The sequence below is a fragment of the Halopelagius fulvigenes genome, assembly GCF_042662625.1.
Taxonomy (GTDB): Archaea; Halobacteriota; Halobacteria; order Halobacteriales; family Haloferacaceae; genus Halopelagius; species Halopelagius fulvigenes.
The window spans coordinates 1,833,130-1,852,671 of record NZ_JBHSXH010000015.1 but is presented as its reverse complement, the minus strand read 5'-3'; the positions used below and the strand labels follow the sequence as shown (position 1 = coordinate 1,852,671).

Here is a 19,542-nt window from a genome sequence, read left to right as displayed (position 1 = left end):
GCGAGTCTGAACTCGCACGACTAGCATGGCTAAATCGGACTCCGATAGCAATGACCTCCGGCAGGATCAACCGGAATGTTCCTGGCCCAGAGGGCCAGGGGGTGGCGGGATTTCGCTCTCAGAGAGAGCGGAATCACCAATATTGCTTGGTCCGTTGTGGTATTCGACGACACCAATCGGGTGTCACCGAACTACCAAGGCTAACATCAGATTCCATCTGTACGGCGGACCGCAGGGGTGGAATCCTCATGTCTTTCGGACTTCAGGGTAGGACGTTCGAGGCCTTAAGGGCCTCGGTTCGTCCTGGGTTCCCGGCCGAAGCCGGGAGGGTGGTGAAGTCCGATTGCGGACGGGGTTGAACCGCCCGCGATCGCGGTGTGTCGTTCGCATTATTCCGAAATGCCTTCGACCACTTAAGGCCGTCGTCTCGGATTGTCCGTGAGTGCGAGTCGCACTCGGGAGATCCGAGTCGATGCCGTGGTGGGTTGGGCGTTCGGACGGTGGCGGCCCGAGGGCGTCCCGGGCTGCCTCTGCGTATTTCTACGAATGCCCCGGTTACATAAAAGGCCGTCGAACCGAACCCGCATCGTCATGCGGTTTCATATCTCGGCCGGCGATAAATGATGTGGCAGCGTCCCGACGCTCCGGAACGCCGCCGCTGGCGGTATCGAAATGTCGCGCGGTAGGAGGCCGGTCGGTCATCCCGCGCGTCTCGCGTTCGGTCTGACCGGGTGTTGGCCGCGCGTGTCGAGGTGGCGGCGGCAGACGGATAGCCGTATCGGAGCGACCGCGACTACCGGAGGCGCGCACGCTCACGTACGCAAAGAAAACCGTCAGTCAGAACGTCCGGCCGAAACTACTCTTCGAGGTGCTTGATCCCCTGTTTTGAGACGTTACCTTTCGTGATGTCGCCTTCCATCCACCCCGGTTTGTCGTCGGGTGCTTCGTCGGACCACGCCCACGCGTCGAAGATGTGGACCTTGTCGGTTCCCTTCTCGCGGAGGCGAATCTCCGTCGCGTTGGACTTCGCCTCCTCCTCGGAGCCGTGTGGTTCGAGTCGTCGCGCGGCCTTGAGTGCGGCCTGGCGGGGCATGCTGCCGGAGAACACGCTCGACTCTGTACCGTCCTCCTCGCGCATCACGAAATTCCGCTTACCGTCCTCGCGTACCATGGTTTTACTCCTCCATGGCAACCGAACACATGGTCCGGCTTAAATATATCGGCAAAATGAGCGTCCCGCGGCGGGATAGTTATAAACCCACCCCCCCGAGAGAGGCGAGGCGAGCATCCGTTCGAAATCGACGGGCCCCCGCGCCGTCTTCCGTTCGGCCGCCCGGCCTGAAAGCGCGTAGACAACACTTATGTATATCCTACGGCGAACCTTCGACTAGACACCCCCGATGGTTCGGAAAAAGAAGCTCAGCCCGAGTGGCGCGAAAGACGAGAACGGTGAGTACCACAACGTCCACGTGAACCTTCACGAGGACGAACTCGCCGTCGCGGGCATGGAGATCGGTGACGAGGTGTTCGTTCGCGTCCGAGACGGCAAGATAATCATCCAGAAGGCCGACCCCGACGAAGTCGAGCACGACTTCTGACCGCGATGACTCGGACGCAGACGCGACCGTCCCGAACTCGACCCCGGGCGACCGGCGCGGGTGGGAGCCGATGATTCGGGGCGCGTACGCCGCACTCAAACCTGTTCTTTTCTCGCTTCCGCCCGAGACGGCGCACGGCGCGGTCCACGGCGCGCTTCGAACGGTACAGCACACGCCCGTCGAGGACGCACTCCGCCGACGTCTCCGCGTCGAGGACGAGAGACTCGCGACCGACGCCTTCGGTCTCTCGTTCGACAACCCGGTGGGCGTCGCCGCGGGGTTCGACAAGAACGCGGAGGTGCCCGTCGCCCTCTCGGCTCTCGGCTTTGGCCACGTCGAAGTCGGCGGCGTCACCGCGGAGAGACAGCCCGGAAACCCGCGGCCCCGGATGTTCCGACTCCCCGAGGACGGGGCCATCATCAACCGCATGGGCCTCAACAACGAGGGTGCCGACCGGGTCGGCGAACGCCTCGCGTCGGGGCCGACGCCCGACGTGCCCGTCGGCGTCAACGTCGCCCTCTCGGAATCGACGCCCTCCGAGGAGGCCCCCGAGGACTACCGCCACACCTACGAGCAGGTCGCCGACGGCGCGGACTACCTCGCCGTCAACGTCTCCTGTCCCAACAGCGAGGGGATGCGCAACCTCCAGAACCGCGACTCGATGGAGGCCATCCTCGAAGCCCTCGTCGACGCGGGCGCGTCGCCCTTGCTGGTGAAAGTTTCCCCGGACCTCCCCGAACCCGCCGTCGAGGACGCCCTCGAAGTCGTGGACGAACTCGACTTGGACGGCGTCATCGCCACGAACACGACGACGGACCGCCCCGAGGGCCTCCGCAACCCCAACAGGGTCGAACGGGGCGGCCTCTCGGGCAAACCCATCGAGTCGCGGGCGACGGACCTCGTTCGGTTCATCGCCGAGCGAACCGACGTGCCGGTCGTCGGCGTCGGCGGCGTCTCCGACGCCGAGGGCGCGTACGCGAAGATTCGCGCCGGGGCGAGCCTCGTGCAGTTGTACACCGGCCTCGTCTTCGAGGGGCCGACCCTCGCGCGCGACATCAACGAGGGCTTGCTCGAACTACTCGAACGCGACGGGTTCGACTCGATAGACGAGGCCGTCGGCGCGGACCGCTGAGACGGACGCACCGTTTCGACGCGGCTATCCGCGCGAACGAAAAGAGAGCGCGACCGACGCCTCAGTCGCGGACGACGATGGGCGTCTCGCCCGCCTCGACCATCTCGCCCTCGCCGGAGTAGCGCCGTTCCTCGTTCACCTCGAACATCTCCGCGTCGAGTTCGACGCCCGCGGCGCGGAGCGTTCCGTTTTCGACGTCGTAGTCGCCCTGCGCGATGGCCGACTCGATGTCGGAGACCTGACTCCCGAACTCGGGGCCGACGAGCGAGTAATCGAGGTCGACGCCCGTGACGACGGACTCTATCTCGGGCCGGTCGTCGAACGCCTCCAGCGTCTCGACGTGCATCACGCGGCGGATGTCCTCCTCGAAGCCGGCGATGTCGCCGTACACCTCCACGGTGTCCAAGTCGGCGTTCATCGACAGTTGGTTGTCGCTCTTGTACTTCCGAAGCGCGCCGACGACGTCCATCGCCGTCTCGCCCGCCGCGACGTCGGCGTCGAGTCCGAGCGGTTCGGGCCACGAGGCGCGGTGGACGCTCGACTCGGCGTCGTGCATGTCGCGCCACAGTTCCTCCGCGGCGTGCGCGAGGATGGGCGCGAACAGCTTGACGAAGCGGCGGTGCGCCGTTTCGAGCGTGTACGCCGCGGAGTCGTCGCCGCCGTCGCGGACTCGCTGTTTCGCGATTTCGAGGTAGTCGTCGCAGAACGTGTGCCAGAAGAAGCTCCGAACCCGGTCGCGGGCCTTCGAGAACTCCCGGTTCTCCAACTTCTCGGTGACGAACTCGATCTCCCTGTCGAGCGACGCCAACAGCCAGCGGTCTATCTCGCGCAGGTCGTCGTGGTCGAACTCCTCGGGCGCGTCCTCGGTGAGACTCTCGACGAGTTTCGAGGCGTTCCACAGCTTCCGCAGGAGTTTCTCCCCGGCGCGGAGGCCCTTCTCGGAGTACGGCAGGTCGTCGCCGACGGCGCTTCCGGCGGCCCAGTAGCGCGCGGCGTCGACGGGGTACTTCGAGACGACTTCGTCGGGGGCGACGATGTTCCCCTTCGACTTCGACATCTTCTCGCGGTTCTGGTCCAGCACCATCCCGTTTATCATCACGCTGTCGAACGGCACCTCGCCGGTGTGCTCGTAGCACTTGACGACGGTGTGGAACAGCCAGAAAGAGATGATGTCGTGGCCCTGCGGGCGGACGTCGAACGGGTACAGTTGCGGTCGCTCTATCTCCATCTCCTCGCCGTTCCAGTCCCACCCGGCGTTGATGAGGGGCGTCAAAGAGGAGGTGGCCCACGTGTCGAACACGTCGTCCTCGGGGACGAGCTCGTCGTGACCGCACTCGGGGCAGGTGTCGACCGGCGGGTCGTCAGAGAGGGGGTCCACCGGCAGGTCCTCGCGGTCGGCGACGACGACGTGTTCGCACTCACCGCAGTACCAGACGGGGAACGGGATGCCCGAGGAACGCTGTCGGGAGATGGACCAGTCCCACTGGAGGCCCTCGATCCAGTTTTTGTACCGCGTGAACATCTTCTCAGGGTACCAGTCCATCTGCCGCCCCGCTTCGAGGTACTCGTCGGTCTTGTCGAGCAGTTCGATGTACCACTGGTCTTTGACGAGGAACTCGACGGGCGTGCCGCAGCGTTCGTGGACGTTCACCGTGTGGGTGATGGCGCGGCGGTCGAGGAGCGACCCCTCCTCCCCTAAGTCCGCGACGATCTCCTCGCGGGCCTCCTCCGAGGAGAGACCGGCGTACTCGCCCGCCACGTCGGTCAGCGTGCCGGACTCGTCGATGGCGATGCGGAGGTCCAGGTCGTGTGCTTGGTACCACTCGATGTCGGTCTGGTCGCCGAAGGTACAGCACATGACGATGCCGGACCCCGTCTCCATGTCCACGCGTTCGTCGGCGATGACGGGCACCTCCTGCCCGAACAGCGGAATCTCGGCCGTCTCGCCGACGAGGTACTGGTTCTCGTCGTCGTCGGGGTGGACGAAGACGGCGACGCAGGCGGGGAGCAGTTCTGGACGCGTCGTGGAGATGACGAACGACTCGTCGGACCCGGCGACGCCGAACTCGATGTCGTGGAAGTGGCTGTCCCGTTCGTCGTCCTCGGTTTCGACCTGCGAGATGGCCGTCTCGCACTCGGGACACCAGATGGCGGGCGCGCGCTGGCGGTACTCCCGCCCCTGGTCGTACAGGTCGATGAACGACAGCTGCGAGATGCGCTGAACCTCCGGCGAGATGGTCTGGTACGTCTCGTCCCAGTCGATGGAGATGCCGAGGCTCTGCATCTTCTCGGTGAACTCTGCCTCGTACTCCTGACAGACTTCCCGGCACATCTTCTGGAACTCCCGACGCTCGTAATCTTGGTGTCGAACGTCGAGTTCGTCCTCGGTGAGTCGCTCCGAGGCGATGCCGTTGTCGTCGTATCCGAACGGGAAGAACACGTCGTTCCCGCGCATGCGGTTGAACCGCGCGACGAAGTCCTGCAGGGTGAAGCCGTATACGTGGCCCCAGTGCAGACTCCCGGACACCGTCGGCGGCGGCGAGTCGATGGAGAAGGCGGTGTTCGGGTCTACCGACTCGCCGCGGTACGCGTACGTGTCCTCGTCGACCCACCTATCCTGCCACTTCGCCTCGACGGCCTCCGGGTCGTATTCTCCGCTCGGCATTATCGGTCGAATCTACTGCGTGGACCGCTGTTAAACAACTCGGTTGTGGGACACGGAGCGACGCGAAACCGCGCTCTCGCAGGCGGCGCGCCCCCCTCCGTCGCCCGCCCGGATCTGTCCGACCGCGTGAACTCGTCGTTATCTCTCGCGCACGCGTACCGGACGGTATGCAGGGCATCCGATGGGTACAGATGAGCGTCGACGAACGGAACGCGTTCCTCGGACGCGGCGGCACGGGCGTCATCGCCTTCGCGGAGGGACTCGAAGCGCCTCCGTTCACGATTCCCGTCTCCTACGGCTACGACGCCGAGGACGAGAGCTTCTACTATCGACTCGCGTTTCCGCCGAGCAACGCGAAGTCGGGCGTCGTCGAAAGACAGGTTACCTTCGTCGCCTACGGCGAAACCGAGGCGGGGTGGCAGAGCGTCGTCGCGGCCGGAAGGCTGGAGGACCTGAGCGGCGCACCGTACGAGTCCAGCGCCGTCCAGAAGTTGTGGGCAGTGCAGATTCCCGACGTGGACATATTCGACCGGCCGAGAGAGGAGATACCGTTCAGGGAGTACCGACTCGTCCCCGAGCGAATCACCGGCAGGAAGGAAGTCAAAAGGGAGGTGTGAGGGGTGTTACCGTAGCGCGTTCAGGTCGAACTCAAACGCGGCGACGGGCAGTTCCAGGTCGTGTTCGACGAGGACCTTCGGGTGAACCTCCCCGACGACGCCGACGTCCTCGCCGTCTACGACGACGGAGGCGACGCGGCCGTCGATGAACGACGGGTGCGCCGTCTCGGGCGTCTCCAGTTCGACGCCGAAGTCGCTACAGAGCGCCTGCAGGCGCGCTTTCGCGTCCTCGTACGTCGCGTCGTGGCGCGCGAGGACGGCCGCGACGTGCCGCCGTTCCCGCACCCGCGTGTTCATGTCGTCGTCGCGTTCGGCCACGAAGCCGATTTCCGCGAGGTCCTGCGGGTACGCGCGGTGGGTGTTGTTTTCGAGGACCATCATCAGGGAGGGGATCGCCCACGTCCGGAGGACGGTGTAGTCCTCGCTGTACGGTTCCGTGATGCGCGCGGGTTCGCCGCCGCCCAACACGTCCGCGCCCTCCTCGACGTTCATCCGCGTGGTGAGGGCGTCCTCGTTCGTCATGTGGAAGTTCAGTAGATCCTCGAAGCCGAGGCCGACAAGCGAGTTTCGGGCGGCGTCTTCGAGGCGGGAACGCTCGTGGCGTTCGCCGACGGTGCCCACGTCGGGGTACCGCGGTTCGAGTTCGTTGAACCCGTAGGCGCGGCCCACGTCGTCCACCAAGTCGAGGGGGTGGAGCACGTCCACGCGGTACGGCGGGATGGACACCTCGTAGATGGTGCCCTCGTCGTCTCCGTCCGCGTCGGTGTCCGTCGATTCGTCCTCGGCGAGTTCGACGCCCAGACCCGACCGCTCGAACAGGTCCGCGGCCTCTCGTTCCTCGAACTCGACGCCGAGCATCGTCTCGATTCGGTCGTGAGAGACGCGCTTCGTCTCCACCTCGAAGTCCGGGCGGAGGAGCGTCTCGTTCGGGTACTCGACTTCCACCTCCTCGATGGTCGCGCCCCGAGCGCTGAGGGCGTAGCAGATGATGCTGCACATCCGGTCGATGGTCCATTGGTCGGTGCCGGTGAGTTCCACGAGCAGTTCCCGCGAGTCGGTCGAAACCTCCGTCCGGCGGCCGTTGATGACCGGCGGGAACGAGAACAGGCCGAGTTCGTCGTAGATGGCGGGGTAGCGGTCGTACTCCGACACCAGGTCGGCGTACTCGCGTCCGGTGGCGTGTTCCTCCAGAACCTCGGCGGGCGACAGTTCCGCGTCGCTGTCGAGGGGGACGAACGTGTCGCCGTCGGGGTCGATGCCGGTGTAGGTGATGGAGTTGCCGCCGCCCTCGTCGCTCAGCACCTCGCCCTTGATCATCGTCAGGTCGTGGATGCCTATCGCGCCCTTCGCGCGCTGTCGGCCCATCGTCGCGTGGAGCTTCTCCTGCAACTGGATGAGCGAATCGAGGGCCTCGTCGTCCAAGTCGACGCCGCGGATTATCGCGCCCGTGACGTACGGGCGTTCGTCCGGCACGTCCTCGTCCACGACGAACGTGTAGTCGGGGTTGTTCGTCTTCGGGACGTAGACGCCCCTGTCGTCGCCGTACTGGTAGCGGAGCGACCGGGCGACGCCCTCCACGGAGAGCCTATCGAGCCTGTCGGGGCCGAACTCCAATTGGAACGCGCCCTCCTCGGTTTCGCCTTCGAACTCCAGTCCGAGGGCGAACAGGTCGTCTACGAACTCCTCGTCGGACTTGTCCTCGTGGCCCGTCAGTCGCCGGAGTTCCTCGGGGTGAACGTCTACGACGGGCATTATCGGAGCACCTCCATCTCGCGGAGCAGTTCGAGGTCACTCATCGTTCCGTGCACGTCGCGGATGTCGTCGAAGCCGTACATGAGCATGAGCAGTCGTTCCAAGGCGAGACCCCACGCCATCACGTCGCAGTCGACGCCGAGGGGTTCCAGCACCTCCTCGCGGAACATGCCGGAGTTGCCGATTTCGATGAGTTCGTCCGTCTCGGGGTGCCGTCCGAACAACTCGAACGACGGTTCCGTGTAGGGGTTGTAGTGCGGTTTGAACTGGAGGTCGGTGATGCCGAACTGGCTGTAAAACTCCTCGAAGGTGCCCATCAGGTCGCGCACCGAGAGGTCCTCGGCCATCACCCAGCCCTCAATCTGGTAGAATTCGAGGAGGTGCGTCGGGTCGAGCGTGTCGTTTCGGTACACCTTCTCGACGGAGAAGTACCGCTGGGGCGGTTCGAGTTCGCCGACTTCGTGCCCCGAGAGGTAGCGCATCGACAGCGAGGTGGTGTGCCCGCGCAGGGCGACGGCGCGCGCGAAGTCCTCGGACCACGGCGAGTGGTAGCCGTCGCCGTCCGGGCCGACGCCGTTTCTGTGGGCGTCCTCCACCCGGTCCACTAAGTCCTCGGGCAGGTCCCGGATGGGCGGCACGTCGAGGGCGAATCGGTCCCAGTGGGTCCGCGCCGGGTGGTCCTGCGGCATGAACAGGCAGTCGTTGATCCAGAAGTCCGCGTCGGCGTGCGGCCCTTCCATCTCCTTGAACCCCATGCCGGTGAGCACGTCCTTCACCCGGTCCGCGGTCTGTCGGAGAATGTGCGTCTTGCCGCCGCGCACCTCGGGCGCGTCGGCTTCGACGTTGTACTCGGTGAACTCCACGTCCTCCCACTCGCCGGAGGTGAGCATCTCCGGCGTCAGGCGGTCTACGGTCTCTGCGACCTCGACGCCCTCCATGAGGAGCGTCACGCCCTCCTCGGAGAGGAGGACGGAGCGAACCGTCTCCTCGCGGCGGTTCACGAGGTTGCGGGAGACCAGTTGGTCGAGAACGTCCTCGTCTGAGACGGCGTCACCCTGCGCCAACGCCGCGAGTGCGAGCGCTTCCGGGTCCTCGGCGGCGTCGGCGTCCGGGTCGGCGGACAGTTCGCCGCTCTCTATCTCGCCGTAGCCCTTCCGGCCGAAGTTCGCGAGGGCGATGTCCACCTCGGGTCCGTCGAGGCCAGAAGAGCCGATGACGCGGCCCATCTGCACCGGATCCTCGCCCGCGCCCGCCTCGATCGCGGCCCGATAGAGGCGCACCTCCGGCAGGCCCGACTCCACGTAGTCGCGGCCCTCCTCGGTGAGTTCGTACTCCACGTCCTCCGTCTCCTCGACGTCGAGGTAGCCCTCGTCGCGGAGTTCGAAGGCCGCCTGCGTCACCGTCTCCGGTTTCAGGCCCGTCTCCTCGGCCAGTCGGTCGATGGTCTGTTCGTCCGTCGCGCTCGCGGCGTTCAACACCGCGACCTGTGATTCGGGAAGTTTCATGTCACGTCCTGCGTTCGCGTCGGTCGTTGCCGCGTCTACCGAGCGGCGGTCATTAGCAGTTCCGAAGACGGCGGGCCGACGCGCGGCCCGCCTCGGACCGGTTCGGACGGTTTCGCCCCCGACCGGCCGCCGCCCCGAGCGTTCGCCCGGCGGCGGCGACGGCGGGAGGGTCCGCCGCCCTCAGTCGGTCCGAAAGAAGAAACCGAACCCGCCGCTTCCGGTCGGTTCGCGGGTAATGCGTGCGCCTGCGGTGGCGGGTCCGGGTCGCATACCCGAGGAAACTGCCCCCCACCCCAAAAGCGTTCTGAAAGGCGTGCGATTCGGTGTCAGGGGCGCGCCCCCGCCGGACCGGCGACTCAGGCGACGTTTCGCTCCCTCAGCGTCGGCGTCTCGCCCTCGGCGGCGTCGAACCGGTCGGCGGCGAGTGCGGACACGTCCACGTGCGACGCCTCCCCCTCCGCGACGAGTTCGGCGACGCACTCGGCCGTCGCGGGGGCGTGTTGGAACCCGTGCCCGGAGAACCCCGCCGCGACGACGAACCCCGGTCGCACCTCGTCGAGAATCGCGTGGTGGTCCGGCGTGACGGCGTACAGGCCGGCCCACCCGTTTCGGATTCGGGTCTCGGGGCCGAAGTACGCGGCGCAGTCGTCGGCGCGTTCTATCGCCTCCGCGGCCCACCCGAGGTCCATCGACTCGTCGAACGTCTCCGGGTCCGCGTCCGGGTTCTCGTCGGAGAAGTGCCCGCCGACGACGGCCGTCCCCTCGCGTTCGGGTCGGAAGTACGCCCCCGTGTCCAAGTCGATGGTGAAAGGCACCGTCCGCGACAGTTCCCGTTCCGGTTCGACCACGGCCATCTGCCGCCGCCGGGGCGAAATCGGCAGTTCGACGCCCGCGAGGCGGCCGACGCGCCGCGCCCACGCGCCCGCCGCGTTCACGACGTACTCCGCCGAGAGCGTCTCCTTCGGCGTCTCCACGCGCCAGAGCGATTCGTTCGCGTCGTATTCGAGGTCGGTCACGGGCGTCTTCGTCCGAACCTCGACGCCCGCGTCGTCCACGGCCCGCGAGTACCCCTGCACCGCCGAGTGGGGGTCAGCCACCCCGTCGAGGGGCGAGTACGTGGCGGTGACGAACTCCTCGGCGCGGAGTTCCGGGCAGAACTCGCGGGCCTCCTCGGGTTCGACGAGGCGACTGTCCCCGCCCGCGTCGTTCTGGAGGGCGACGTTCTCGCGGAACGACGCCGCCGTCTCCTCCTCGCGGGCGAGGAACAGGTAGCCCGTCCGCCGGTAGTCGATGTCGACGCCGAACTCCGCCTCGAACGACTCCCAGACGGGGACGCTGGCGAGGGAGAGTTCGACGTTCACGCGCGTGGAGAACTGCGTTCGGATGCCGCCGGCGGCGCGCCCGGTGCTTCCGCCGCCGAGCGTTCCCGCCTCGCAGACGGTGACCGACGCGCCGCGGGCGGCGAGTGCGTTCGCGCAGGCGAGGCCGACGACGCCTCCCCCGACGATGACGACGTTCATGGTGTGAGTTGACACTCCGCAAGTATGAACGTATCCCGTCCTCGCAGATTCCACCGAACGTTTCAGGCGTCCGCGCCCGTACCGGCGTCCATGACCGAAGTGCGCGTCCTCTCGGACGACGACGTGGCGTCGTTGCTCTCGCTTCCAGCCCTCCTGCCGGAGATAGAACGGGCGTTCGTGAAGCAGGGCCGCGGCGAGGTCGAACGGCCCCCGCGGCCGCACTACCCCGTCGGGACGGAGACGCCCGGCACGGCCCTCGCGATGCCGGCGTACGTCCGCGGCGACCCGACGTACGCAACGAAACTCGCCGCCGTCCACGAGGGGAACCGAGAGCGCGGTATCCCCACGGTGAACGCCCAACTCGCCCTGACGGACGCGGAGACGGGCCTCCCCCTCGCGTACGCGGCCGCGAACCGAATCACGAACGCCCGCACGGGGTGCATCGGCGGCCTCGCGGCGCGCGAGTTAGCGACCGGATCGGTTCGACTGGGGGTCTTCGGCGCGGGCGCGCAGGCGCGGTGGCAGACGCGCGCCGTCGCCGCAGCGACCGACCTCGAACGCGTGCGCGTCTACTCCCCCTCCGAGTCGCGGGAGGCCTGCGCCGCCGACCTGCGCGAGGAGTTGGACGACGCGGACGTGAGAGCGGTCGAGTCGTCCGCGGAGGCGGTTTCGGGGTCGAACGTCGTCGTCACCGCGACGACCAGCGAATCGCCCGTCTTCGACGGCGCGAACCTCGAACCCGGGACCCTCGTCGTCGCCGTCGGCGCGTTCACCGCCGAGATGCGCGAACTCGACGCCGAGACGATGGCCCGCGCGGCGACGATATTCGCGGACGTACCCGAGGAGGCCGCCGAGGTGGGCGATACGCTGGAAGCGGGGGTCGAAGCGTCCGAACTCGTCCCCCTCTCGGACGTGTTCGAGGGGGCCGCCGGGCGCGACTCGGCCGACGAGGTACTCGTCGTCGAGAGCGTCGGGTCGGCGGTGTTGGACGCCGCGACGGCGGGGCACCTGTACGAACGGGCCGAGGACGAGGAGAGAGGCACCGTCGTGACGCTCTGAGCGCGCCTCGCGACGTCTCTCGCAGGCAGGTTTATTTCTCGGCGGCGCGAATATCGGGGATGGCCCTCCTCGCAGAACTCGGTCTGCTCTTCGCCTTCGCCCTCACTGTCGGCGTCTCGGCGTCCGTAACGCTCGGCGCGCACCTGCTTCACCGACGGGGGGACGCCCCGTTCGGGTCCGCCCTCCGCGTCGCCCTCCTCGCGGTCGGAGCGCTCTCTCTCCTCGGGGCGGTCGTCTGGACGCTCGTGGGTTGGTCGCCGCGAGGACCGTCGGTGACGCCTCTCGTCGCGGTGTTCGTCGCCTTCCTCGCGTCGACGGTGCTCCCGTTGACGGCCGGACGGTACCTCGTTCGGCGCGCGAGCGACGCCGATTCGGACGCCGCACTGCGGTTCGCGGCGTACGGATGGCCCGTCGCGATGCTCGCGGCGTTCGGGGTGTACGTCGCCTACTGGGCACTCGCGCAGGACATCTACCACCCGGGAAACGGACAGATATGCGTCGTCGGCCGGTGTACCGGAATCACCGTCGCGTCTTCGGTGACGGTGCTCGCGGGGTTGCTCGCGGCGGTTCTCGGCACCGGACTCGCGGGCGTCGGACTGCGCGCGTCGGCGACGAAGCGGTGAAATCGGAGTACTGAGCGTCGGACGGCGGGGTCAGTCGTCGCCGGGCGCGACGCCGCGGCGGTCCGATTCGAGGGAGATGTCCATCTCTTCGAGCATCGCTTCGGCCTCCTCGCGTTTCTCCTGGTGTTCTTCGAGGAACTCCTCCATGAGAATCGCCGCCTGCTCCTTGCACCCGCCGCAGAGGCGTTCGCCGCCGACGCACTCGTCGTACACTCGCTTCGCGAACTCGTCGTCGTCGCCGGAGAGCAGGTAGGCGTACAGTTCGTAGACGGGGCACTCGTCGGCCTTCCCGCCGAGTTCTCGCTGCTTCTCCGCCGTCTCTCGCCCGCCGGTGGTTGCGGACTTCACCTTGTCGAACCCCTCTTGGGGGTCGTCCAGAAGCGAGATGTGCGAGGCGGGGATGGAGGAGGACATCTTCCCGCCCGTCAGGCCGGTCATGAAGCGGTGGTAGATGGAGGAAGGCGGCAGAAAGCCGTAGCCGCCGTTCTGCAACTCGACCTCGCGGGCCAACTCCTCGGCCTCCGACGCGGAGAGGTCGAACGCGTCGATGTGCTCCTCGTAGCGTCGCTTCTCCCCCTCGACGGACTCGATGAGCGCTTCGAACGCCTCCTCGGTCGCGTTGGCGTCGAGGAAGCGAACCCGGGGACGGAGCGGTTCCATTCCGGCGTTCTCCAGCTTCTCGACGACCGATTCGACCGCCGTCTCGACGGTCACGTCCACGTCCAACTCCGAAACGTCGACGTCGGCCACCCACTCGGCGGCCTCCCCGCACCGCGGCATCTCGGGGTCCTCCGCGAACTCCTCGCGGGCCTCGTACGCGGCGGCGACGATCGATCGCTCCGCGTCGGTGAGTTCGAAGCTCGCGTACGCCTCGGTCACCTTGAAGAAGCGCATCCGCGCGGCGAGGTCGCGGGCGAAGCGGACGTGCGGGTCCTGGTCCGGGCCGACGGGGATGACCGTCGGTTTCGGCTCCTCCAACTGCGGGTAGAGGATGTCGGCCATCTGCGTGACGACCGACTGCATGTGCGAGACGTTCGTCTCGCCGTCGAAGCCGTAGATGCCCTGGAACTCCGAGAAGTTCGCCTTCGACCCGAGTTCGAACGCGAGTTCCTGCAAGGTTCGGTTGTCCGACTGCCGGTAGAGTTCCCCTTCCTCGGGGTCGAAGCCGAGAGCGAGGAGGCTCAGGACGTAGTCGCGGGCGTGTTCGTCTATCTCCTCCCACGACAGGCCGCGGGCCGAATGGGCTTCCAAGTCCGCGATGAGGCCGTAGGCGTCGCCGCCCTGCCGTTGGTGCCAGATTATCTCGTCGAAGACGAGTTTGTGGCCGATGTGGGGGTCGCCCGTCGGCATGAACCCCGAGAGGACGGCGAAGTCGTCGCCCTCGCGCATGGCGTCCGCGACGGGTGTGTAGTCGCGGTGGCCGAAGATGACGCCGCGGCGCATCAGGTAGTGGGGGTTCGGCACCTCCGGAAGCACCTCGTCGAACTCCTCGATGCCGAACTCCTCGAACAGTTTGCGGTAATCGGAGATGGTCGAAGAGCCCCACGGGTCGAGGGCTACGTCGTCGGCCCCCTCGGCGGACGCACCGCCGTCGGGCAGGGCCTGATCCGTTCCCGAGTCGCCGGACTCGGGACTGCCGTCAGGCGAAGCCTGACGCGCGCCCTCGTCGTCCGTCCGGGTCTTTCCGTCCGTCTCGCGGGGGTCGGAGTCGTCTCGTGTCATGGAGTGAGTCGGGCGACCGAAAGCCAGTCTATGCCACTCTTGGCGCCGGTGAGCGCAAAAACCATTCGTTTCCGCACCCCGCCGGCGAGGCGCACGTCCAAGGAGAGGTCCCGCGGCAGGAACGTGTGGTCGGGCGAGACGACGCGCACGAGGTCCGCGGAGTGCGAGAGGTCCGAGACGGTCGAGAAGTCGGTGTAGACGCGGAAGTCCGCGCCGAACTTGAACCCGCTCTTGGGCACCGCGCCGGCGTCCCTGAGGGCGGCGTACGCCCGCAGGCGGCGGTCGAATCGGTCGCCCTCCACCTCGCGGGCCACCTCGACGACCGCCTCGTGGTCGGCGTCGACGTACCCCCGTTCGGAGAGGAACGCCCCCTCGACCAACGAGAGTTGGAGGGGGCCCGAATCCGCGTTGCGGCCGTGGAGTCGTTGGCCGTAGAAGCCGCGTTCGTACACCTCGTCCGGCGACTCCCACAGCAGAACCCGGTCCGAGAGGAGGTCGGCCTCCAACCCCGAGGGGGGTTCGTACTCGTCATCACCAGACCGCGTCCGGTGGCCTGCCGAGGTTCCCTCGGCGATGTCGCCCTCGATTCTGGGACGGTCCGTCTCGAAGTAGGTGAGTTCGCCGTCCTCGTCCACGACGGCCAGAACCACGTCGCCGAGGGAGTCGGCGGCGATGGACTCGCGTTCGCCCGCGATTCGAACGCGGTACTCCACGTCGTCGTCCCACGGCCCCTTCCCGCGGGGGAAGACGACGAAATCGACGCCGGCGTCGGCGTGGTCGGCCACGCCCGCCCAGTCCTCGCGGACGGGCGAGAGGTAGAAGCCCCTGTCTCTGAGGTCCTTGTAGACGACGAACTCCATCACCGCGCCCGTCCGCGTCAGGAACTCGCGGAAGTCCATCCCGTCTACGGCGTCCAAGTCGCCGCGCGCGAGGAGGTGCGCGGCTTCCACCGGCGCGAGTTCGATGCGGTTCCCCTCCGTGGGCCGTCCGTAGCCCCGAGAGTCGTAGAACCGCTGGCGCGCGTCGCCGCCGACGCGGACGACGTCGCCGTCGAGTGTCCCGTCCATGTCCGGAGTCGGGGGCGGCGCGGACAAAGGGTCTGCGATGCTCGCGTTTCGCCCCGCCGCGGAACGGACGTATCCGATTCCGCGACAGTTCGACGGTACGCTCGCCTCCTCCGAGTCGCAGTGAGTCCGCGCCGTCGGCGATCCGCACGAACGCGTCCGGAAACCTCGAACCGATTGTGAGAGGTCGGTCAGCCGCCGAGCGCGTTCTGAAAGTGCCCGGGTACGTGGTACCACGCATCCGCCGAGGCGTGAGCGTTAGCCGCGTTCGTGCCGCCGAACCGATGCTCGTCGGTCGGCGAGTCTCCCGATAAATCAGGGGGCGAGAACCCCGCCGTCACCGCGGGAACGCATCGGCGACATCGAGACACCGACCGACGGAGAGAGTGTATTTACCGCCGGAACGACCACAACCGGACGATGCCCTCCGCGAACGCCGAACCGCGCTCCGCGCGCGAACTCGGCCCGATTCGACTGCTCGACACGTCCCGCACCTACCGGTTTCTCGGCTTCGCCCTCGCGTTCGTCGCCCTCCAGATCGGAGGGTGGGCCGCCGAGAGTGCGTCGCTCGTTCCGACGGTGGCGTACGCGACGCTGGCCGGGTTCGTCGCGCTGAACGGTCTGTACCTCGGCGGGGTCCGATTCCGCTAGGAACGCGCCTTTCTCCCGCCGAGACGACGGCGCGGGGACGTGGAGAGACCTGTCGGTCTCAGCGGAATACTCATACGTCGATACGACGTATCTCAAGCATGGTCCACTGGTCCCCCTCCAAAACGGCCCGGCGACACCCGTCGTTGACGTTCGGTCTCGCCGGGGGGTTGTTCGCCTTCCTCTTCGTCGCGTGGGCGACCCTCGAACAACTGGCTGACGGCCCCGGAGGGTACGCCCCGTCGGGGCCGGGGGTGATTATCGTCCTCGGCGGGTTCGTCGGCGGCGCACTCCTCGCGCGGTTGCTCTGGACTCGCCTCGGCGCGGCCAAATCCCCGGTCAAGGGGACTGTCGTCGGCGCTCTCATCGGTCTCCTGGCGATGCCTGTGCCGATGTACCTCCTCGAATTCGCGCTGGTCGTAGTGGACGGGATGCCGTTCGAGGCAGTGCCCGGTATGTCGCCGTGGATGCGGGTGGGGAGCGACCTGTTGCTCTTGCTCGCGACGCCGCTCCTTCTCGCGGTGTTCGGCCTCATCGTCACCTACGGGGGAACGGTCGTCGTCGGTGCCGCCACCGGTTATCTGCTCGCCCGCCGGTGAGCGCCGCCGAACGGTTTCGAGCGCCGAGCGTCGTCCTCGGTGCGTACACTTACAGCGTGTACGAGGCGAGCGAGGACCGGCGGGAGGTGAAGGCCCGCAGCACGGTGACCTGAGAGAACCGTCGGATCCCTCTTCGAACTGAAAACTGACCCATCAGCGCCGCACGAGGCGGTACTGCGAGGCGAGAGAACGCGGTGGCACGTCTCGATATCGTTCACCTGCGGAGGCGCACGTCGGCCACCGGTGCGACGCGTTCCTCGCGGCCCTCCAACGGTTCGAGGAGGGGCCGTATCTCGTCGAACCGAGAGCCTTTCGTCACGACGTTGGCCTCTTGGTCCCAGTCGATGAAGTCGAACTCGTCTAGCTTGGGGAGATGAACGTGGTGAGTGCGGAGGAGTTCTTTGTCCCCGCCGTCCACCCGCCGCGATCCGGAGAGATACTCCCGGAGGAGCACGCGGTTCATCTCGGCCATCTCCGCGGAGACGCCCGACAGTTTCGGAACGTCTCGCGACTCGTGATCCAGTAGGAAGACTAACAGCCGACGCCGGGTACCGTCGGCTAACGCGTCGAACAGCTCCACCTGATGGATCAGTCCCATACGATGGTGGTCGCGGCCCCACAATCTTAAGCGGGCGTCGTTTTCACCGCAGCCCCGTGTTTTGATTAAGTGAGTAACTGCCCGCGCGGTCCGTCCGCGATTCGTCCTCTCGGACGGACGAAGGTGGTCGTCGAAACGTCCGATTTCACCCCGCGAACGCGTCGCAGGCGCCGTCTAAACACCGCCGCCCCCGCCCCGTCTCGAACACGGGCAACCCGCAGTCGCACTCGGCGACAACGACGCCCGCGGGGACGGCGAACGCCGACTCGCAGTCGGGGTAGGCGTCGCACCCCGCGAGCAAGCGTCCTCCGCGGCGGATGATGCGGAGGTCCGAGTCGCAGTCGGGGCAGGTCCACGCGCGGTCGAATCGTTCCCTCACGGCGTCGTCCAACGACTCGCAGGCGCGGTCGATGCAGAGTTCGAACGCCGCGCCGCACTCGGCGCGCATCAGCGGCAGGCCGCAGTCGTCGCACGTCTCCTCTACCACCGTCGCGCCCGCCGGGAGGACGTACCTCGCGTCGGTATCCACGCCCGCCACCGCGCCGCCGACGCGGACGAGGGGTTCGCCCGTCTCGGGGTGCACGCCGACGGGGACGCCCGCCTCGGTGGCGGGGTACTCCGCGCGCCCCGCCGAGTCGTGCGAGACGACGCGGAGGGTCTGTTCGTCCGTGCGCGCGACGATGCCGAACCCGGACGCGTCCGTCTCGACGGTGAGCGTGTCGGGACGCGTCAACCACGATACGGGTTGGTAGCCGTCGGCGTCGTGGACGAGAACAGTGCGGTCGGGTTTCACGACGACGACGACGCGTCCGCGTTGCGTCCGGGTGCGCGCGCCCTCGAAGGTGGTGGTGCAGTCGCCGGCGAAGATTCGTATCGTTTCCGTCACGGCGACGGTGGCCCCGGCATCCCTGATAGACCCTCCCACGAAGGTCTTTGAAGGGTGGCGGTCGTTCGGGGGAGCATGGACGTCCCCGACGAAGTGGTGCTGTTCGACATGGACGGAGTCCTCGTGGACTCCGAGGACTACTGGCACGAGTTCGAAGACGAGTTCGTCTTCGCCGACGCCGTCGCATCGGGCGACCCGGCCCACGAGGAGGTCACCGGGATGCACTTCCGCGAGATATACGACTACCTCGACGAGACGTACGGCGCGACGGTCACGAAGGAGGAGTTCGTCGATGCCTACCACGAACGCGCGGAGTCGCTCTACGGCGAGCAGGTGACGCTGATGGAGGGAGCCGAGGAGTTGTTCGAGGAGTTGCGCGCCGACGGACGGAGACTCGCCATCGTCTCCTCCGCGCCGCAGTCGTGGATTTCCATCGTCCGCGACCGGTTCGAACTCGACCCCCTCGAGTTGGTTCTCAGCGCCGAGGACATCGACGCCGCCGGGAAACCCGAACCGCACATCTACGAACGCGCCGCGGCCGAACTCGGCGTCGAACCCGAGGAGTGCGTCGTCGTCGAGGATTCGCTCAACGGCATCGAATCGGCCGTCCGGTCGGGCGCGTTCACCGTCGCCTACCGCAGAGCGCACAACGCGGAGTTGGACCTCTCGCAGGCGCACGTCGTGGCCGAAGGACCCGAGGAACTGCGCGAGATTCTGCTGGGCTGACTCTCAGTCCCCCGAAAGCGTTGTTCCACCCCTACGGAGAAGAAAAGGTTATCGTCCCTTATGTCAGACCATTCACATGAGTAGATTGTCAGTACTCCTCGTCTGTCTGCTCGTCCTCCTCGCCGGATGCGCGGGCGGCGGGGGAGACGGAGACGCGACTGCGGACGCGACGCCCGCCGCGGGCGGAGACGGAAGCGGCGGTGACAGTGACAGCGACGCCGACTCCGACGGCGGAAACGGCGACTCCAGCGTCAGCACCGGTACCGCCGGACCGGACGACATGCCCGACGCGGTTCCCCTCCTGCGGGAGGGTGAACGGTACGAGTACGAGGTTCGGAGCGCCGTCCTCGCGGACGCGCCCGAGTCGGGGACGCTCACCATCGACGTGACGGCCGACGGCGAGTGGCCCGTCGCGTCGATGGACGCCGTCCGAGATGCCCCGAGCGGTCGGGTGGAGGCGTCCGGGGAGGCGGCGGCCTACTCGCCGGCCCTCGGCGAGATGACGTACGCGCTGAACGTGCGTTCGATGGTCGTCACCTCCCGCATCGTCGCCGGGAAGTCCACCGACGTTCGGACCTACGAGGTGGGCGAGACGTGGCAGATGGCCTCCTCGGACGGCGAGGCGAACTTCGAGGTGGTCGGCGAGGAGGAAGTCGCCGGCCTGACCGCGAAGCACGTCCGCGTCACCGGCGAGAGCGACACGGACGCCGACATCTGGCTGGTTTCGGGCGTGGGATACCCCGCGAAGTTCGTCCAGACGGAGGGCGGCGAGGCGACGATAGAACTGACGCTGACGGCGTACGAGCGTCCCTGACGCACCCCTCCGTT

At 67.2% G+C, this 19,542-nt stretch carries 19 protein-coding genes and 1 rRNA gene; 10 read left to right on the top strand and 10 right to left on the bottom strand.

Annotated features, from left to right (window positions below):
* Window positions 1-77: ribosomal RNA gene (locus tag ACFQEV_RS19810) — 16S ribosomal RNA — on the bottom strand; the annotation flags it as partial.
* 779 nt (window positions 78-856) lie between these two features.
* The gene (locus ACFQEV_RS19805) at window positions 857-1,171 is read right to left on the bottom strand and encodes a non-histone chromosomal MC1 family protein (protein WP_092538572.1); all 315 of its coding nucleotides are present in this window, start codon (window positions 1,169-1,171) and stop codon (window positions 857-859) included.
* Window positions 1,172-1,400: 229 nt separating this feature from the next.
* Here ACFQEV_RS19805 and ACFQEV_RS19800 point away from each other — a divergent pair, with 229 nt between their 5' ends.
* Window positions 1,401-1,598, top strand: a complete 198-nt coding sequence (locus ACFQEV_RS19800) for a hypothetical protein (protein WP_006055708.1) — start codon at window positions 1,401-1,403, stop codon at window positions 1,596-1,598.
* Between the two features lie 70 nt (window positions 1,599-1,668).
* Window positions 1,669-2,730: a quinone-dependent dihydroorotate dehydrogenase gene (locus ACFQEV_RS19795; protein ID WP_379699819.1), complete on the top strand. Its 1,062-nt coding sequence runs from the start codon at window positions 1,669-1,671 to the stop codon at window positions 2,728-2,730.
* A 61-nt stretch (window positions 2,731-2,791) separates the two neighbouring features.
* Here the strand turns inward: ACFQEV_RS19795 and ACFQEV_RS19790 are convergent, their stop codons facing one another.
* Window positions 2,792-5,395: a valine--tRNA ligase gene (locus tag ACFQEV_RS19790; RefSeq protein ID WP_379699817.1), complete on the bottom strand. Its 2,604-nt coding sequence runs from the start codon at window positions 5,393-5,395 to the stop codon at window positions 2,792-2,794.
* Between the two features lie 167 nt (window positions 5,396-5,562).
* On the opposite strand from ACFQEV_RS19790, the gene ACFQEV_RS19785 reads away from it, so the two are divergent.
* Window positions 5,563-6,012, top strand: coding sequence for a pyridoxamine 5'-phosphate oxidase family protein (locus ACFQEV_RS19785; protein ID WP_379699815.1), 450 nt, complete (start codon window positions 5,563-5,565; stop codon window positions 6,010-6,012).
* Between the two features lie 6 nt (window positions 6,013-6,018).
* On the opposite strand, the gene pheT is transcribed toward ACFQEV_RS19785, so the two are convergent.
* From pheT to ACFQEV_RS19770, 3 genes are all read right to left on the bottom strand, one after another.
* Window positions 6,019-7,764, bottom strand: a complete 1,746-nt coding sequence (pheT, locus tag ACFQEV_RS19780) for a phenylalanine--tRNA ligase subunit beta (protein ID WP_379699812.1) — start codon at window positions 7,762-7,764, stop codon at window positions 6,019-6,021.
* Window positions 7,764-9,269 (bottom strand): phenylalanine--tRNA ligase subunit alpha, encoded by a 1,506-nt coding sequence (pheS, locus tag ACFQEV_RS19775; protein ID WP_379699809.1) that lies wholly within the window; start codon window positions 9,267-9,269, stop codon window positions 7,764-7,766. The genes pheT and pheS overlap by 1 nt, the downstream gene beginning before the upstream one ends.
* A gap of 356 nt (window positions 9,270-9,625) precedes the next feature.
* Complete coding sequence (locus ACFQEV_RS19770) at window positions 9,626-10,789, bottom strand: NAD(P)/FAD-dependent oxidoreductase (RefSeq protein ID WP_379699807.1); 1,164 nt, start codon at window positions 10,787-10,789, stop codon at window positions 9,626-9,628.
* Window positions 10,790-10,879: 90 nt separating this feature from the next.
* Between ACFQEV_RS19770 and ACFQEV_RS19765 the strand changes: the two genes are divergently transcribed.
* A complete protein-coding gene (locus ACFQEV_RS19765; RefSeq protein ID WP_379699806.1) occupies window positions 10,880-11,848 on the top strand; it encodes an ornithine cyclodeaminase family protein in 969 nt (322 codons plus the stop codon).
* 59 nt (window positions 11,849-11,907) lie between these two features.
* On the top strand, window positions 11,908-12,471 hold the full coding sequence (locus ACFQEV_RS19760) for a hypothetical protein (protein ID WP_379699804.1): 564 nt from the start codon (window positions 11,908-11,910) through the stop codon (window positions 12,469-12,471).
* 30 nt (window positions 12,472-12,501) lie between these two features.
* On the opposite strand, the gene ACFQEV_RS19755 is transcribed toward ACFQEV_RS19760, so the two are convergent.
* Complete coding sequence (locus ACFQEV_RS19755; protein WP_379699801.1) at window positions 12,502-14,193, bottom strand: tryptophan--tRNA ligase; 1,692 nt, start codon at window positions 14,191-14,193, stop codon at window positions 12,502-12,504.
* Window positions 14,190-15,260: a tRNA-intron lyase gene (gene endA / locus ACFQEV_RS19750; protein WP_379699798.1), complete on the bottom strand. Its 1,071-nt coding sequence runs from the start codon at window positions 15,258-15,260 to the stop codon at window positions 14,190-14,192. Before endA ends, ACFQEV_RS19755 begins: the two co-directional genes overlap by 4 nt.
* Here endA and ACFQEV_RS19745 point away from each other — a divergent pair.
* From ACFQEV_RS19745 to ACFQEV_RS19735, 3 genes are all read left to right on the top strand, one after another.
* Window positions 15,259-15,384: a hypothetical protein gene (locus ACFQEV_RS19745; protein WP_379699795.1), complete on the top strand. Its 126-nt coding sequence runs from the start codon at window positions 15,259-15,261 to the stop codon at window positions 15,382-15,384. The two genes, endA and ACFQEV_RS19745, sit on opposite strands and share 2 nt — an antisense overlap.
* Window positions 15,385-15,677: 293 nt before the next feature.
* The gene (locus ACFQEV_RS19740; RefSeq protein WP_379699792.1) at window positions 15,678-15,908 is read left to right on the top strand and encodes a hypothetical protein; all 231 of its coding nucleotides are present in this window, start codon (window positions 15,678-15,680) and stop codon (window positions 15,906-15,908) included.
* Between the two features lie 98 nt (window positions 15,909-16,006).
* On the top strand, window positions 16,007-16,504 hold the full coding sequence (locus tag ACFQEV_RS19735; RefSeq protein ID WP_379699789.1) for a hypothetical protein: 498 nt from the start codon (window positions 16,007-16,009) through the stop codon (window positions 16,502-16,504).
* 214 nt (window positions 16,505-16,718) lie between these two features.
* On the opposite strand, the gene ACFQEV_RS19730 is transcribed toward ACFQEV_RS19735, so the two are convergent.
* Window positions 16,719-17,102 carry a DUF7344 domain-containing protein gene (locus ACFQEV_RS19730; RefSeq protein ID WP_379699786.1) on the bottom strand — a complete coding sequence of 128 codons (384 nt, stop codon included), beginning with the start codon at window positions 17,100-17,102 and terminating at the stop codon, window positions 16,719-16,721.
* A gap of 145 nt (window positions 17,103-17,247) precedes the next feature.
* The gene (locus ACFQEV_RS19725) at window positions 17,248-17,988 is read right to left on the bottom strand and encodes a DUF91 domain-containing protein (RefSeq protein ID WP_379699783.1); all 741 of its coding nucleotides are present in this window, start codon (window positions 17,986-17,988) and stop codon (window positions 17,248-17,250) included.
* 75 nt (window positions 17,989-18,063) lie between these two features.
* On the opposite strand from ACFQEV_RS19725, the gene ACFQEV_RS19720 reads away from it, so the two are divergent.
* Window positions 18,064-18,714: an HAD family hydrolase gene (locus tag ACFQEV_RS19720; RefSeq protein ID WP_379699780.1), complete on the top strand. Its 651-nt coding sequence runs from the start codon at window positions 18,064-18,066 to the stop codon at window positions 18,712-18,714.
* 76 nt (window positions 18,715-18,790) lie between these two features.
* The gene (locus ACFQEV_RS19715; protein ID WP_379699777.1) at window positions 18,791-19,528 is read left to right on the top strand and encodes a DUF4412 domain-containing protein; all 738 of its coding nucleotides are present in this window, start codon (window positions 18,791-18,793) and stop codon (window positions 19,526-19,528) included.
* Window positions 19,529-19,542: the final 14 nt, after the last annotated feature.